At 62.7% G+C, this 14,805-nt stretch carries 12 protein-coding genes; 5 read left to right on the plus strand and 7 right to left on the minus strand.

The features are described 5' to 3' along the window. Positions 1–3: 3 nt before the first annotated feature. From accC to ACF8GF_RS01420, 6 genes are all read right to left on the minus strand, one after another. Positions 4–1,359 (minus strand): acetyl-CoA carboxylase biotin carboxylase subunit, encoded by a 1,356-nt coding sequence (accC, locus tag ACF8GF_RS01395; RefSeq protein WP_003255333.1) that lies wholly within the window; start codon positions 1,357–1,359, stop codon positions 4–6. A gap of 17 nt (positions 1,360–1,376) precedes the next feature. After that, positions 1,377–1,838: an acetyl-CoA carboxylase biotin carboxyl carrier protein gene (gene accB, locus ACF8GF_RS01400; protein ID WP_176684382.1), complete on the minus strand. Its 462-nt coding sequence runs from the start codon at positions 1,836–1,838 to the stop codon at positions 1,377–1,379. Between the two features lie 97 nt (positions 1,839–1,935). After that, on the minus strand, positions 1,936–2,391 hold the full coding sequence (gene aroQ / locus ACF8GF_RS01405) for a type II 3-dehydroquinate dehydratase (protein ID WP_003255330.1): 456 nt from the start codon (positions 2,389–2,391) through the stop codon (positions 1,936–1,938). A 179-nt stretch (positions 2,392–2,570) separates the two neighbouring features. Continuing rightward, entirely contained in the window at positions 2,571–4,343 is a 1,773-nt protein-coding gene (locus ACF8GF_RS01410) for a protein-disulfide reductase DsbD (RefSeq protein ID WP_392487552.1), read from the minus strand. 188 nt (positions 4,344–4,531) lie between these two features. After that, a complete protein-coding gene (locus ACF8GF_RS01415; RefSeq protein WP_339535090.1) occupies positions 4,532–6,493 on the minus strand; it encodes a methyl-accepting chemotaxis protein in 1,962 nt (653 codons plus the stop codon). A 244-nt stretch (positions 6,494–6,737) separates the two neighbouring features. After that, positions 6,738–8,093: a diguanylate cyclase gene (locus ACF8GF_RS01420; RefSeq protein ID WP_392487553.1), complete on the minus strand. Its 1,356-nt coding sequence runs from the start codon at positions 8,091–8,093 to the stop codon at positions 6,738–6,740. A gap of 248 nt (positions 8,094–8,341) precedes the next feature. Between ACF8GF_RS01420 and ACF8GF_RS01425 the strand changes: the two genes are divergently transcribed. The 5 genes from ACF8GF_RS01425 (at position 8,342) to ACF8GF_RS01445 (ending at position 13,246) form a co-directional block, all read left to right on the plus strand. Next, positions 8,342–9,409 (plus strand): DUF2333 family protein, encoded by a 1,068-nt coding sequence (locus tag ACF8GF_RS01425; RefSeq protein WP_176684386.1) that lies wholly within the window; start codon positions 8,342–8,344, stop codon positions 9,407–9,409. Between the two features lie 2 nt (positions 9,410–9,411). Next, positions 9,412–9,945: an NUDIX hydrolase gene (locus ACF8GF_RS01430; RefSeq protein ID WP_176684387.1), complete on the plus strand. Its 534-nt coding sequence runs from the start codon at positions 9,412–9,414 to the stop codon at positions 9,943–9,945. Positions 9,946–10,184: 239 nt separating this feature from the next. Continuing rightward, the gene (locus ACF8GF_RS01435) at positions 10,185–10,556 is read left to right on the plus strand and encodes a translation initiation factor Sui1 (protein WP_176684388.1); all 372 of its coding nucleotides are present in this window, start codon (positions 10,185–10,187) and stop codon (positions 10,554–10,556) included. Between the two features lie 150 nt (positions 10,557–10,706). Then, entirely contained in the window at positions 10,707–12,620 is a 1,914-nt protein-coding gene (gene speA, locus ACF8GF_RS01440) for an arginine decarboxylase (protein ID WP_176684389.1), read from the plus strand. A 170-nt stretch (positions 12,621–12,790) separates the two neighbouring features. Next, complete coding sequence (locus tag ACF8GF_RS01445; RefSeq protein ID WP_047605341.1) at positions 12,791–13,246, plus strand: transposase; 456 nt, start codon at positions 12,791–12,793, stop codon at positions 13,244–13,246. Positions 13,247–13,372: 126 nt separating this feature from the next. Here the strand turns inward: ACF8GF_RS01445 and ACF8GF_RS01450 are convergent, their stop codons facing one another. Then, a complete protein-coding gene (locus ACF8GF_RS01450; protein ID WP_392487554.1) occupies positions 13,373–14,710 on the minus strand; it encodes an MATE family efflux transporter in 1,338 nt (445 codons plus the stop codon). Between the last annotated feature and the right edge of the window lie 95 nt (positions 14,711–14,805).

Here is a 14,805-nt window from a genome sequence, read left to right on the forward strand (position 1 = left end):
CGATCACTCCTGGTTGGCCAGTTTGTGCTCGAGGTAGTGAATGTTGACGCCGCCTTTGCAGAAGCCTTCATCACGCACCAGGTCGCGGTGCAGCGGGATGTTGGTCTTGATGCCGTCGACGACGATCTCGTCCAGGGCATTGCGCATGCGCGCCATGGCTTCGTCGCGGTCCTTGCCGTAGGTGATCAGCTTGCCGATCAGCGAGTCGTAGTTCGGCGGAACCGAATAACCGCTGTACAGGTGCGAATCGACGCGTACGCCGTTGCCACCCGGGGCGTGGAAGTGCTTCACCTTGCCTGGGCTCGGGATGAACTTCTTCGGGTCTTCGGCGTTGATCCGGCACTCCAGCGAGTGGCCACGGATCACCACGTCTTCCTGGCGGAACGACAGCTTGTTGCCAGCGGCGATGCTCAGCATCTCCTTGACGATGTCGATGCCAGTGACCATCTCCGATACCGGGTGTTCAACCTGCACGCGGGTGTTCATCTCGATGAAGTAGAAGCGGCCGTTTTCGTACAGGAACTCGAAAGTACCGGCACCACGGTAGCCGATCTCGATGCAAGCATCGACGCAGCGCTTGAACACTTCCTGACGGGCTTTCTCATCGATGCCCGGGGCTGGTGCTTCTTCCAGTACCTTCTGGTGACGGCGCTGCAGCGAGCAGTCGCGGTCGCCCAGGTGAATGGCGTTGCCCTGGCCGTCGGACAGTACCTGTACTTCCACGTGGCGTGGGTTGGTCAGGAACTTCTCCAGGTAAACCATCGGGTTGCCGAAGGCTGCACCGGCTTCGGTACGGGTGAGCTTGGCCGAGGAAATCAGGTCCTCTTCCTTGTGCACCACGCGCATGCCGCGACCACCACCGCCACCGGCGGCCTTGATGATCACCGGGTAGCCGACGTCACGGGCAATCGCCAGGGCAACTTCTTCGTCTTCTGGCAGTGGGCCATCGGAGCCCGGTACGGTCGGTACGCCCGACTTGATCATCGCGTCCTTGGCCGAAACCTTGTCGCCCATCAGGCGAATGGTATCGGCTTTCGGGCCGATGAAGGCGAAACCGGATTTTTCCACCTGTTCGGCAAAGTCGGCGTTTTCCGCCAGGAAGCCGTAACCCGGGTGAATCGCAGTGGCGCCAGTCACTTCGGCGGCAGCGATGATTGCCGGGATATGCAGGTAGGAATCCTTGGACGATGCAGGGCCGATGCAGACCGACTCGTCTGCCAGGCCCAGGTGCATCAGTTCACGGTCAGCAGTGGAGTGCACGGCGACGGTCTTGATACCCAGCTCTTTGCAGGCACGCAGGATCCGCAGGGCAATTTCCCCGCGGTTGGCGATCAGGACTTTTTCGAGCTTCCCAGACATCGTTGGCTCTCCGCGATTCAAACGACGGTGAACAGCGGCTGGTCGAACTCAACCGGCTGGCCGTCTTCTACCAGGATGGCGTCGATGACACCGCCAATATCGGCTTCGATGTGGTTCATCATCTTCATGGCTTCGACGATGCACAGGGTGTCGCCTTTCTTCACGGACTGGCCAACTTCAGCGAAGTTAGGCGAGGTCGGCGAAGGCTTGCGGTAGAAGGTACCTACCATTGGCGAACGGATCACGGTGCCTTTCAGGGCTGGGGCAGCAGCAGCAGCTTCGGCGGCTGGGGCAGCAGCAGCGACCGGAGCAGCGGCAGGGGCGGCAGCCATAGGCGCCGGTGCGTAGAACTGCTGGGCAGCTGGAGTCTTGCTGTGACGGCTGATACGGACCGACTCTTCGCCTTCCTTGATCTCCAGTTCGTCGATGCCAGACTCTTCCAGCAGCTCGATCAGTTTCTTGACTTTACGGATATCCATTAATCATCAACTCCCAAAGGTTCGGTCAGGGGGCGAAATACAAAAACGTATCTGAAACGTTTCTCTCGAACCCCGGCCACTTAGGCCAGGGTTTTCATCATTTGGGCTGTGCGTTGGCAGCCAGTTGTTCCAGTGCGGACTCCAGGGCCAGGCGATAACCGCTGGCGCCCAGACCGCAGATAACCCCTACGGCAACATCGGAAAAGTAGGAGTGGTGACGGAACGGTTCGCGTTTGTGCACGTTGGACAGGTGCACTTCGATGAATGGGATGCTCACCGCAAGCAATGCGTCACGTAATGCAACGCTTGTGTGAGTGAAAGCAGCCGGATTGATCAGGATGAAGTCCACACCCTCGTTGCGTGCGGCGTGAATGCGATCGATCAGTTCGTATTCGGCATTGCTCTGCAGGTACTGCAGATGGTGGCCTGCGGCGCGGGCACGTTGCTCCAGGTCCTGGTTGATCTGAGCCAGGGTCACGGCGCCGTAGTGGCCCGGCTCGCGAGTGCCGAGCAGGTTGAGGTTGGGGCCGTGGAGCACCAGTAGCGTTGCCATCTGCGGATTCCTTGGATTTGTAGGGCAATTCGACACAGCGCGCCGAGTGTGCCGTAAAGCGACGGCAAGTGTCCAGTTCCCGGCAATAGGCAGCACGATGTCCGAGGTTCGCGCGAAGTATGTGACCGGATGATTAAATCCGGTCATTCATTTCAGGATTTTTCCGGGCTCGCGGGAAGTTATAGACCGACTTTGTCGCGCACGCGTGCCAGAACGTGCGCAAATTCACCTGCATTTATCTCGCCAATCACCCGATCAGCGGTAATTTCGCTGCCGTTCCCAGAAAAAAACAGCAGGGCGGGTGGGCCGAACAGCTGGTAGCGGTCGAGCAGTTTGCGTTGCCGGGCATTACTTTCGGTTAGGTCGAAACGCAGCAATTTGAAGCCGGACAGCTGTGTTTGCACCTGTGGTGCATTGAGCACCTCATGCTCGATCACTTTGCAACTGATGCACCAGTCGGCGTACCAGTCCAGCAGCACTGGCTGGCCGGCAGCCTTGGCCTGCGCCAGGGCTGCGTCCAACGCATCAGGGGTAGTGATGGTCTGCCAGGCATCGGCTTTTGCTGCCGGCAGACCGCCGCTGGCGGCCAGTGACGCAACCGGCAGTGGGCGCAGTGGGTCGCCCTGGCCAGTGAGGGCGCCGTACCAGCAAGCCAGCGCGTACACCAGCAAGGCCAGACCGAGCAGTTGCGCCAGGCGCTGGGGCGTCGTCTTGACGACGAATTCCAGGGCGCCGAGGAACAGAGCCACACCCGCAGCAAGGAAACCGACCAGCAGCAAGGTCACAGGGCCTGGCAGTACACGGCTGAGCAAGCCGATGGCCAGCCCCAGCAACAGTACGCCGATGGCGTTTTTCACCGTGTTCATCCATGGGCCGCTTTTGGGCAGCCAGGCCGCGCCCCCGGTGGCCACCAGCAGCAATGGCGCCCCCATGCCCAAACCCAGGGCGAACAGCTTGAGCGCACCACCCAGGGCATCGCCACTGGCACTGATATAGAGCAAGGCACCGGCCAAGGGCGCCGATACACACGGAGAAACCAGCAAGCTGGAGAGCACACCGAGCACTGCTGCGCCCAGCAGCGAGCCGCCCCGGGTGTGGTTGGCGACGTTGTTCAGGCGGTTACTCAGGGCCTGGGGCAGCTTCAGCTCGAAGAGGCCGAACATGGCCAGGGCGAACACCACGAAGAACAGCGCGAAGGGAACCAGCACCCAGGCCGACTGCAGGCGCGCCTGCAGGTTCAGGCTTGCACCGAACAGACCCATCAGTGCGCCGAGTACCGCGAAGCTGGCCGCCATTGGCAGCACGTAGGCCAGCGACAGCGCCAGGCCGCGCACGCCGCCAACCTGGCCGCGCAGCACCACACCGGAGAGGATCGGCAACATCGGCAGGACACAGGGGGTGAAGGTCAGGCCGACCCCAGCGAGGAAGAACAGCAGCAGCGACTTCCAGTTCCAGCCGTGCTCGCGGGTGGCCGGCGCGTTTGCAGCGCCTTCGCCATCAATACTCAGGCGTGCGGTTTCCGGTGGGTAGCACAAGCCCTTGTCGGCGCAACCCTGGTAGCCCACCAGCAGGGTGAAGGCGCGTGGGTCTTTGCGCGGCAACTCGATATCGAGCACGCCGTGGTACACCTCGACGTCGCCGAAAAATTCATCGTGCTTGGGCTCACCCTTGGGGATGTTCGGCGTGCCCAGGGTGATATCGGCCGGTTCCGTGTGGAACTGGAAGCGGTGGCGGTAGAGGTAGTAGCCATCGGTGGCGACGAAGCGCAGCTTGATGGTTTGCGCATTGGCCTGGACCAGGTTGAGCTTGAAGGCCTCGTGTACCGGCAGGAAGTCGGCGTTGTTGGCCAGCGAAGCGGCGCCGAGGGTGGCGCTGGGGCGGTTGTCGAGCAGGCCTGCGGCGAAGGCAGGGCTGGCCAGCAGCAGGAACAGCATGAAAAACAGGCGGCGCATGGCGGACTCGCGAGGTGGAACGTGCCCGGCATGATAACGGATGCGCAGGAATAATTGGCCCGAAACAAACGTAGGAGCGGGTTTACCCGCGAAGCGCCGCGCGGGCGGCGCTCGATCTCCCAGGCGCAGCACATGTCCCGTCGAACACCACCCAACTGCTACACCTGTCGTGGCGACCACCCGCCGGCTCAGACCCTGAACGCTCGCACCGCCCGGTTCAGCTCACCGCCCAGGCTCAGCAACTGTTCGCCTTGCTCACGCCCCTCGCCAATGCGCTGCAGGTTGTCTTCACCCAGTTCGTGAATCCGCTCGCTATGGTCACGAATCTCGCTTACCGCGCCACTCTGCTGCGCCGTGACATCGGCAATCCGCACCGCTGTATCGGAAATGGTACGAATGGCACAGACAATCTCATCCAGTGCCCCATCCGCCGCCTGGGCTTGGTTGGCCGTGGCCTCGGCGTGTTCCAGTTGCGCGCGCATCCCCGCCACCGAACTCCTGGCGGCCTGCTGCAAGCGGTCGATCAATGCCTGTATCTCGCCGGTAGCCCCCGTGGTGCGCTGAGCCAGCGAGCGCACCTCATCGGCAACCACGGCAAAGCCACGGCCCATTTCGCCGGCGCGGGCCGCTTCGATCGCGGCGTTCAGTGCCAGCAGGTTGGTCTGCTCGGCAATCGAGCGGATCACCGTCAGCACCCCGCCAATGGTTGCCGATTCTTCCGCCAGTTGCTCGATCATGCGGGCGTTGCCTTGCACTTCATCGACCAGTTCACGCAAGCCCGACAGGCTCTGGCCGATTACCGCCTGGCCTTGTTCCACCGCACGCCCGGCATCGCGGCTGGCCTCGGCGGCTGCGCTGGCATCACCAGCCACTTGTTGAATGGTTGCTTCCAGCTCGCCCAAGGCATCGCGGATCTGCCCGGTATCGCCGGCCTGTCGCTCGGCGCCGCCGTGCAGCGCAGCGCTCATGCCGGCCAGGGCATGGCTGCTGCCGGCCACCTGCTCGGCGTTATGGCGGATGGTGCCGACCAGCTCCACCAGGTACTGACGCAGGCGGTTGAGCGACTCCTGGATGTCGTGCAGTTCGCGGTTGGTCTTGCCCAGGGCGATGGCTTGGGCGAAATCGCCCTCGGCCCAGCGTGACAGGGCCGGGGCCAGTCCGGTCAGGGTACGGGCCAGGCGCCGTTGCAGCGTATCGATCAATAGGGCGATCAGCAGGATAAGGCCGATCATCAGGCCTTGGATGATGCGCACCTCGGCAGCGATTTTCGCATGCTGGCCGCGTACTTCGGGTTCCAGCGCGGCGATGGCCTGTTGTACGGCTTCCAGGCGCTGGCCGGTGGTGGCGGCCAGCTCGGCGCGGCGCTCGATCTGTTCGCGGGTGCGTTGCAGTTCGGCCGGGTAGCGGTTGAGCAGGCTTTGCAATTCACGCTTGAGGCCCACGGCAATGTCTTCCTGCTGGGCGCTGCTCTGGGATTCCAGGCCCATCATCGCAGCGAAGTCGTCGGCTCCGGATTCGGCCGTGCGGGTTACGCCGAGCAGTGGCAGGCCGTCGACCGTCTGGGCCTGGGCGCGGATCAGTTGCAGTTCGCGCTCCACCTCGTCGGCCAGCTCTGGGCGGCCGCTGCTGACCAGCTTGTCGCGAGCCAATGACAGCCGCCCCAGATGCAGGGTGGCGTCGAGCAAGGGCTGCAAGTAGCGATTGGCCTCGGCGTTGCCACTGTCGCGGGCGTAGCTGGCCATCTGCTCGAAGTTCGCCCCCAGCTCCCGCTCGGCTTGCAGCAGCAGGGCTTGTGGGTCGCCGGCCAGCTTGCCGGCGGCCAGCAGTTCATTGGCGGTGAAGGCCTGCAGGCTATCCAGGCTGGGGCGCAACTTCTCGGCCAGCTCAACGGGCCAGTCCGTCAGTGCGGCCTGCAACTGCTGGGTCGCCTCCATGGCGGCGGCCTGGCGCAGGGCGTCGCCGCTGCCCAGGTAGGCCTGGATATTGCGCGCCGCCTGGTTCTGGAACTGCTGGGACAGGCCCAGATAGCGCTCCATCAGCTGGTAGGGGCGCTCGAGGGCGCGCTGCGACCACCACAGGGTGGCGCCCAAGGCGATACACACGGTCACCAGCAACAGGGTGTTGAAATTGGTCAGCCACTTCAGGCGCATAGCCGCGAACTTCCTGCGCAGGGGAGAGGTAGGCGCCTGAAGTTATTGCGATTTTGTGACAGGGTGATGACGCCAGGGGCTTGGCGTCAGAAAAAAAGTGGCACAGTGCCTCTATTGGTTTGGCCTGCACTGGCCTCTTCGCGGGCTTGCCCGCTCCCACAGGTTTACCCCCAGATTTGAGGTGTGTGAAATGCCTGGGGAAGCGGGCGAGTCTGTGAAGAAGCCGGCACAGTGAGTGCGAATTTCAGGGCTCTACACGAACGACGCAATTGCGCCCCGCATGCTTGGCCCGGTACAGCGCCTCGTCCGCTGCGCTGGCCATGGTCAGTGCATCCAGCCCCTCATCCAGTTGCACCACGCCGGCGCTGAAGGTGCACTGCAAGTCTCGTGGCTGCGCCGGGTAGAGAATTTCGGCAAAGCGCCGGCGAATTTCGTCCAGCACTTTGTGTGCGGCGTCCAGCGCGGTATTGGGCATGACGATGGCGAATTCCTCGCCACCGTAGCGGCCAATGAAATCGGTCTTGCGCAAGCGCTGCTTGAGGAATAGAGCAAGGCTCTTGATCACTCGGTCGCCCATGGGGTGGCCATGGCGGTCGTTGATCTTCTTGAAGTGGTCGATGTCGAGCATGGCAAAGCTCAACGGCTGCTGCTCACGGCGGGCGCGGAAGCTGCAGTCTTCCAGCAACTGCAGGATATGAGTGTGGTTGTACAGCCCGGTGAGGCTGTCGCGAACCATGCGCGCCTTCAAATGGCGGGCGCGGGCGGCGCGGTTGCGCACGGTAGTGATCAGGTGGCGTGAGCGAAACGGCTTGGTCAAAAAGTCATCACCGCCTTCGCTCATGGCATCCAGTTGCTTGTCCAGGTCGTCCTCGGCAGACAGGTAGATGATCGGCACACTCACATACCGGTCACTGTGGCGGATTACCTTGGCCAGCTCCGGGCCGGTGCAGGCCGGCATGTACAGGTCGAGGATGATCAGGTCGGGCTGGAAGTCGGCAAGCTCGGCCATGGTGCGGATCGGGTCGGTCAGGCTGCGGGTGAGCATGCCGGCGCCGGCCAGTACACGCTCGGTGTACATGGCCTGGGTGCGCGAATCGTCGATGATCAGCACGCGCAACGGGTCGTGCGGGGCGGTGTTGGTCAGCAGTTCGACCTTTTCCAGCAAGCTGGAGGCTTCCAGGCTGCCGGTGAGAAAATCCTGACCGCCGGCGCGTACTGCGGCAAGGCGGGTAGGGGTGTCGGCTTCGTGATGGCTGAAGAACAGCAACGGAATGGAGCGTGCCAGGCCCTGCTGCACCTGAGCGGCCAGCAGCAAGCCCAGCCCGGCGCCGGTGAAGTCGACATCCATGATGATGGCCGACGGCGGGTACTCGCCGATCGAGGCGAGAAACGCTGCGGCGCTCGGCAACGCTTGCACCACCAGACCAAAGAATTCCAGTTGCTGGGCCAGGCGCTGGGCGCGCTCGTGGTCCTGCAGCAGGATGTACACCGGTTTGCGCACGGGCAGATGCAACTGGTCGAGCGGATCGTCCTTGCGCAGGCCGTTACGCGTCAGCTGTTGGACGGGGCACTGCGGGCTCGGCTCGACTGCTTGGCTCATGTCCTGGCTACTTATAGGTTGGGATGTGCAGGGGCAATGATGGCTCTATGCTAGCAGCTCTTTTCAAGTGCGTGAGTGCCCTGCGTCAACAAAGCGGGCAGAACGAATATTCAGTTGCTGACTGAATGGTCGCTTATGCGTACGGTGGTGTCTGCTTTATAGTGCTGGCATTCGGGCTTACCGTGGCACCCTAGCGCAGGCCTGTGGTCAAAGCCCCTGAACCGTCGTGACTGATTAAGGACAAAGCCATGCTGGACTGGAAAAACCGAGAGGCCAAAGCCGAGCCCCGTGAGCGTGTCGACGGGCGCGGCGCTGCCGCCCGTAGCTACCTTGGCGGCCTTTGGAGCCGTGCCCTGGGGACCCTGATCGGGTTGTACCTGCTGGTGTGTATCGGCTTGGGCTGGTACTGGAGCCAGGAGCCTGCTCTGTTCCCGGTGCAGCAAAACGCCCAGGCCGCAGCCGAACGTGCTGGCCAGCAGATGGTGGTGGGCTATACCACCGTCGAAACCCTCAAGACCGTGGCCAACACTTTGCTGAACAAGCCGGGCGGCTACATTTCCAACGACCGCTTCCCGCCAGGGCTGTGGATGGACAACATGCCAAGTTGGGAATATGGCGTGCTGGTCCAGGTCCGCGACCTGTCCCGTGCTCTGCGCAAAGACTTCGCCCGTTCGCAGTCGCAGTCCACCGAAGACGCCGACCTGGCCAAGGCCGAGCCACGCTTCAACTTCGACAACAAGAGCTGGATCCTGCCGTCGAGCGAGTCGGAGTTCGAAGAGGGCATCAAGTCGCTGACCCGTTACCAGACCCGTCTGGCTGCCGGCGACAAGGGCGCGATCTTCTATACCCGCGCCGACAACCTGAACAACTGGCTGGGTGACGTGGCCACCCGTCTGGGCTCGCTGTCGCAGCGCCTGTCGGCAAGCGTTGGGCGGGTCAAGCTCAACAGCACGTTGAAGACCGAGTCGGTCGTTGCCGGTCAGGCGCCGCAGGTGGACGAGGAGCTGGTAGAAACCCCATGGCTGCAGATTGACAACGTGTTCTACGAAGCCCGTGGCCAAGCCTGGGCGCTGTCGCACCTGCTGCGTGCCATCGAGGTTGACTTCGCCGACGTGCTGGCGAAGAAGAATGCCACCGTCAGCGTGCGCCAGATCATTCGTGAGCTGGAGGCCTCGCAAGAGGCGCTGTGGAGCCCGATGGTGCTCAACGGCAGTGGCTTCGGCATGTGGGCCAACCACTCGTTGGTCATGGCCAATTACATTTCCCGGGCCAACGCTGCGGTAATCGACCTGCGTCAGTTGTTGTCGCAGGGTTGATGATGGCTATCAGCCCCGCCGAGGCCGCCCATCGGGCGGCTTCCGACCGCGAGCTGGTCACCTGGGTGGACGAGACCGACCAGGTACTGGGCGCCTTGCCCCGTGCCGAGCTGCGCGAGCGTGGCCTGATCGGGCGCTGCACGTTCATTCTGCTGTTCAACAGTGCCGGTGAATTGTGTGTACACCGGCGTACGCTGAGCAAGGCGCTGTACCCAGGGTATTGGGATGTGGCGGCGGGCGGCATGGTCACGGCTGGGGAGGCGTATGCCGAATCGGCAGCGCGCGAGCTGGCCGAAGAGCTGGGCATCGAAGGCGCTGAGTTGCGCTTCCACGAGCGGTTCTACTTTGACCAGCCGGATAACCGCTTGTGGTGTGCGGTATATTCGGCGGTGTCGGATGCGCCGTTGCGGTTGCAGCCGGAAGAGGTGATCGAGGCGCGCTTCATCGGTCTGGAACAGGCTGAGCAGGAAAGCTTGAGCAAGCCTTATTGCCCGGACTCGTTGGCGGCGTTGCAGCGCTACAAGGCCACTTTGTAGCCTCGGGTTTGCCCGCGAAATACCGGCCCAGACACCCGTTTCGCAGGGCAAGGGCTTTGCCCTTGTTCGCGGGTAAACCCGCTCCTACACAACAGGCGTATTTATCGTTACACTGCGCGCCCTTTTCGGGCTGCCGCAATTCTTGCAGCAGTAGCGCCGCCCCTGCCAGAGTGGGGCTTCGCGGTCGGCCTCAACCCCAAGGCACGACCAGTTTTTGTCCTCAGCACCGAGGAACAAAAGTGGCCAAGAAAGCTTCTTCCTTTTCCGCCCTTGGCGGTCTCGTGTACTCCACCGACGCCGGTCGGCACTGCCCCGACTGTGGCCAGCCGGTGGATGCCTGCATCTGCAAGCAGCAAACCATCCCCGAAGGCGACGGCATTGCCCGCGTGCGCCGCGAAAGCAAAGGCCGTGGTGGCAAGACCGTGACCACCGTCACCGGCGTGCCGCTACCGCCTGACCAGCTCAAAGAACTGGCGACCACGCTCAAGCGCCGCTGCGGTACCGGCGGCGCGCTGAAGGACGGGGTTATCGAGATCCAGGGCGACCATGTCGAGCTGTTGATCGGCGAGCTGACCAAACAGGGTTTCAAGGCGAAAAAGTCCGGCGGCTGAAGCCACCGCGCGATTTTTTGCCCAGCGCTTTCTAAACTCGTTCCCGTGGTCAGAGTCTATGCCTGAGCACGGATGAATCGTCATTTTCAGCTTTTACACTCGCCCCGCTGCCTGCGGGCAGTGTCTTCGACTTATCTATAGGGGACTTGAATGTCCGTACGACGCACACGCAAAGACGATGGTAGCCAATGGACCGTGGCTGATAGCCGCAGTGTTTATGGCATCCGCCATTGGGGCGCTGGCTATTTCGCCATCAATGACGCCGGGCGCGTCGAAGTACGCCCCAACGGCCCTGACAGTGCTCCGATTGACCTGTTCAAGCAGGTCGACGAACTGCGCCAGAGCGGCTTGTCGCTGCCCTTGCTCGTGCGCTTCCCTGACATTCTGCAGGACCGTGTGCGCCAACTGACCGGCGCCTTCGACGCCAACATCGCGCGCCTGGAATACCAGAGCCAGTACACCGCGTTGTACCCGATCAAGGTCAACCAGCAGGAAGCGGTGGTGGAGAACATCATCGCCACGCAGAACGTTTCCATCGGCCTGGAAGCCGGCTCCAAACCCGAGTTGCTGGCAGTGCTGGCGCTGGCGCCGAAGGGCGGCACCATCGTCTGCAACGGCTACAAGGACCGTGAGTTCATTCGCCTGGCGCTGATGGGCCAGAAGCTCGGCCACAACGTGTTCATCGTCATCGAGAAAGAGTCGGAAGTAGCCTTGGTGATCGAAGAAGCCGCCGAGCTCAAGGTGAAACCGCAGGTTGGCCTGCGTGTTCGCCTGTCGTCGCTGGCCTCGAGCAAGTGGGCCGACACCGGTGGCGAGAAGTCCAAGTTCGGTTTGTCCGCCGCCCAATTGCTCTCGGTGGTGCAGCGCTTTCGCGATGCCGGTCTGGACCAGGGCATCCGCCTGCTGCACTTCCACATGGGTTCGCAGATCGCCAACCTGGCCGACTACCAGCACGGCTTCAAAGAGGCCATCCGTTATTACGGCGAACTGCGTGCGCTGGGCCTGCCGGTCGACCACATTGACGTTGGCGGTGGCCTGGGCGTGGACTACGACGGCACCCATTCGCGCAATGCCAGCTCGATCAACTATGACATGGACGACTACGCCGGCGTGGTGGTGGGCATGCTCAAGGAGTTCTGCGACGCGCAGGGCCTGCCGCATCCGCACATCTTCTCCGAGAGTGGCCGTTCGCTGACTGCGCACCACGCCATGCTGGTGATCCAGGTCACCGATGTCGAGAAGCACAACGACGACGTACCCACCATCGAGAACAAGGAAGCCCTGCCCGAGACCGTGCAGTGGCTGGCCGATCTGCTTGGCCCGACCGACATCGAGATGGTCACCGAGACCTACTGGCGTGCCACCCACTACATGGGTGATGTGGCCGCGCAGTACGCCGACGGCAAGATCAGCCTGGGCGAGAAAGCCTTGGCCGAGCAGTGCTATTTTGCCGTGTGCCGCCGCCTGCACAACTCGCTGAAAGCCCGCCAGCGCTCGCACCGCCAGGTGCTGGACGAGCTGAACGACAAGCTGGCCGACAAGTACATCTGCAACTTCTCGGTGTTCCAGAGCCTGCCAGACACCTGGGCCATCGGCCAGGTACTGCCGATCATCCCGCTGCATCGCCTGGACGAAGAGCCGATGCGGCGTGCGGTATTGCAGGACCTGACTTGCGACTCCGACGGCAAGATCAACCAGTACGTTGACGAGCAAAGTATCGAAACCAGCATGCCGGTGCATGCGGTGAAGGAGGGCGAGGATTACCTGCTGGGCGTGTTCCTGGTGGGTGCCTATCAGGAAATCCTGGGTGACATGCACAACCTGTTCGGTGACACCGACTCGGTGAACATCTACCAGAATGCCGACGGCAGCGTGTACCACGCCGGTATCGAAACCCACGACACCATCGAAGACATGCTGCGCTACGTGCACCTGTCGCCGGAGGAGTTGATGACGCATTATCGCGACAAGGTTGCCAGCGCCAAGATCACTGCGCGCGAGCGGACCCAGTATCTGGATGCCTTGCGCCTGGGCTTGACCCGGTCTTCGTACCTGTCGTCGTAATTGACGGGGCCGCCCCGCAAAAACTGCACGGATTGCTTGTTTTTGTGGGCGCGGCCTCGTGTCGCGATATGAGGGCAAAGCCCTCACCGTGTCATACCCGGTAATGGTCCTGTCCTCGCCCGTCGCATTCGCGGCGCTAACTTTGAATGCACAATTCAAAGGAGAAAGACATGGAACGTCCAGGCTCCCATCGTTTACGTAATGGCCGGGTGTCCGAATCCGGGCGCCTCTACCTGTTGACCACAACTACCCGCAGCCGAACGCCGTTGTTCAAAGACTTCCGATTCGCCAGGACCGTGATCCAGCAGTTGCGGTTCAGCGATGAGCGCAAGGCTTGTCGATCGCTGGCATGGGTGTTGATGCCGGATCACCTTCACTGGCTTATCGAGCTGGGTCCAGTGAGCCTGGGTAGGCTAATGTGCGAATTCAAATCCAGAAGCAGCTGTGCCTTGTACAAGGCCGGTGCTGAAAGACGGCATATCTGGCAAACCAGCTTTCATGACCGGGCTTTGCGTCGCGAGGAGGATGTGCGAGCGGTGGCCCGCTACATCATCGCCAACCCCATTCGGGCCGGCCTGGTGCGGCGGGCTGGCGAGTATCCCCATTGGGACTGTGTATGGCTGTGAGCATGTGAGGGCTTCGCCCTCATTTCGCGACACAAGGCCGCTCCCACAGCGATCGCGAAAGCAGGCCGACCCGCTATCCCCTGTGGGAGCGGCCTTGCGTCGCGATGGGCCGCAAAGCGGCCCCAATCAGCCAAACCACAGGTCCCTCTGCTGCAACCGCCACCCGACCCACCCCAACGTCACCGCCCGCAACCCCATGAACCCAAGAAACGCCATCCACAACCCATGGTTGCCCAACCCGCTCATGGCCACTGCCACCGGCAGCGCAATCAATACCGAAACCAGCATTGCATTACGCATTTCCCGCGCCCGGGTCGCGCCGATGAACAACCCATCCAGCAAGTAACTCCACACCGCGATCAACGGCAGCAATGCCAGGTAGGGCAAATACGGATAAGCCGCCGCCCGCACACTGTCGATGTCGGTCTGCAAGTCGATGAACAGGTGCCCACCCAACAGGAACAGCCCGGCAAAGCCCAGGCTGGTGATCAGCGACCAGCCGCAGGCCACCACCAGCGAGCGACGCAGGGTGTCGCGGTCACGGGCACCAATGGCATGGCCGCACAAGGCCTCCACCGCATGGGCCAGCCCATCCAGCGCATAGGCCGTCAGCAGCAGGCCATTGAGCAACAGGGCGTTGGCCGCCACGGTCGCTTCGCCCAGGCGTGCGCCTTGCACGGTAATCAGCAGGAACACCAGTTGCAGCGCCAGGCTGCGCAGGAAGATGTCGCGGTTCACCGCCAGCAGTGGCCTCCAGGCCTGCCAGCGCTTGAGCGCTGCCCACACGATCTGCCCCGGGTAGGCCCGCAGGGCCGGACGGGTCAAGGCCAGGCCGAGCAGGGCGGCAGTCCATTCGGCAATCACCGACGCCCGCGCCGAGCCCAGTACGCCCCAGTCCAGGCCCAGCACGAACCAAAGGTTCAAGGCGATGTTCAGCAGGTTGGTGGTCAGCAGGATGGCCAGTGGAGCCCTGGCGTTCTGGGTGCCGAGGAACCAGCCGACCAGCGCGTAACTGGCCAGCGCCGCAGGCAGGCCAAGCAGGCGGGTATGGAAGAAGTCTTCGGTGGACTGCTGCAGGGCTGCGCTGGGTTGCATCGCATGAAGTGCCAGCTGGCTGAAGGGCAGGGCCAGCAGGCCGATCAACAGGGCGAAGCCGACCGCCAGCAGTAGCCCTTGCACCAGTACCTGGCGTAACGCTGCACCGTCGCCACGGCCGGCGGCCTGAGCAGCGAAGCCGGTGGACCCCATGCGCAGGAAGCCCATCAGGCCGACCATGAAGGTGAACAAGGTGGCACCCACGGCCACCGCACCCAGCTGGTGGGCGTGCGGAAGATGGCCGATGACCGTGCTGTCGACCAGCACCACCAGCGGTACCGAGATGTTGGACAGGATCATCGGCGCGGCCAGCGCCCAGACCTTGCGGTGGGTGGGTCGGTGGCGCCAGTCGGCAGCGAGTTGGGGCATGTGCATTCCATGAGATCTTGGGGCCGCGTTGCGCCCCTTCGCGAGCGTGCTCGCTCCCACAGGAAAGTGTTGCTCTTGCGGCCGGCGCCAAACCT

This window comes from Pseudomonas sp. yb_5 (genome assembly GCF_043103865.1).
Taxonomy (GTDB): Bacteria; Pseudomonadota; Gammaproteobacteria; order Pseudomonadales; family Pseudomonadaceae; genus Aquipseudomonas; species Aquipseudomonas putida_Y.

Coding starts and splice junctions, on each gene's coding strand:
- accC (WP_003255333.1), bottom strand. CDS start 1,359: ATGTCTGGGAAGCTCGAAAAAGTCCTGATCGCCAACCGCGGGGAAATT.
- accB (WP_176684382.1), bottom strand. CDS start 1,838: ATGGATATCCGTAAAGTCAAGAAACTGATCGAGCTGCTGGAAGAGTCT.
- aroQ (WP_003255330.1), bottom strand. CDS start 2,391: ATGGCAACGCTACTGGTGCTCCACGGCCCCAACCTCAACCTGCTCGGC.
- ACF8GF_RS01410 (WP_392487552.1), bottom strand. CDS start 4,343: ATGCGCCGCCTGTTTTTCATGCTGTTCCTGCTGCTGGCCAGCCCTGCC.
- ACF8GF_RS01415 (WP_339535090.1), bottom strand. CDS start 6,493: ATGCGCCTGAAGTGGCTGACCAATTTCAACACCCTGTTGCTGGTGACC.
- ACF8GF_RS01420 (WP_392487553.1), bottom strand. CDS start 8,093: ATGAGCCAAGCAGTCGAGCCGAGCCCGCAGTGCCCCGTCCAACAGCTG.
- ACF8GF_RS01425 (WP_176684386.1), top strand. CDS start 8,342: ATGCTGGACTGGAAAAACCGAGAGGCCAAAGCCGAGCCCCGTGAGCGT.
- ACF8GF_RS01430 (WP_176684387.1), top strand. CDS start 9,412: ATGGCTATCAGCCCCGCCGAGGCCGCCCATCGGGCGGCTTCCGACCGC.
- speA (WP_176684389.1), top strand. CDS start 10,707: ATGTCCGTACGACGCACACGCAAAGACGATGGTAGCCAATGGACCGTG.
- ACF8GF_RS01445 (WP_047605341.1), top strand. CDS start 12,791: ATGGAACGTCCAGGCTCCCATCGTTTACGTAATGGCCGGGTGTCCGAA.
- ACF8GF_RS01450 (WP_392487554.1), bottom strand. CDS start 14,710: ATGCCCCAACTCGCTGCCGACTGGCGCCACCGACCCACCCACCGCAAG.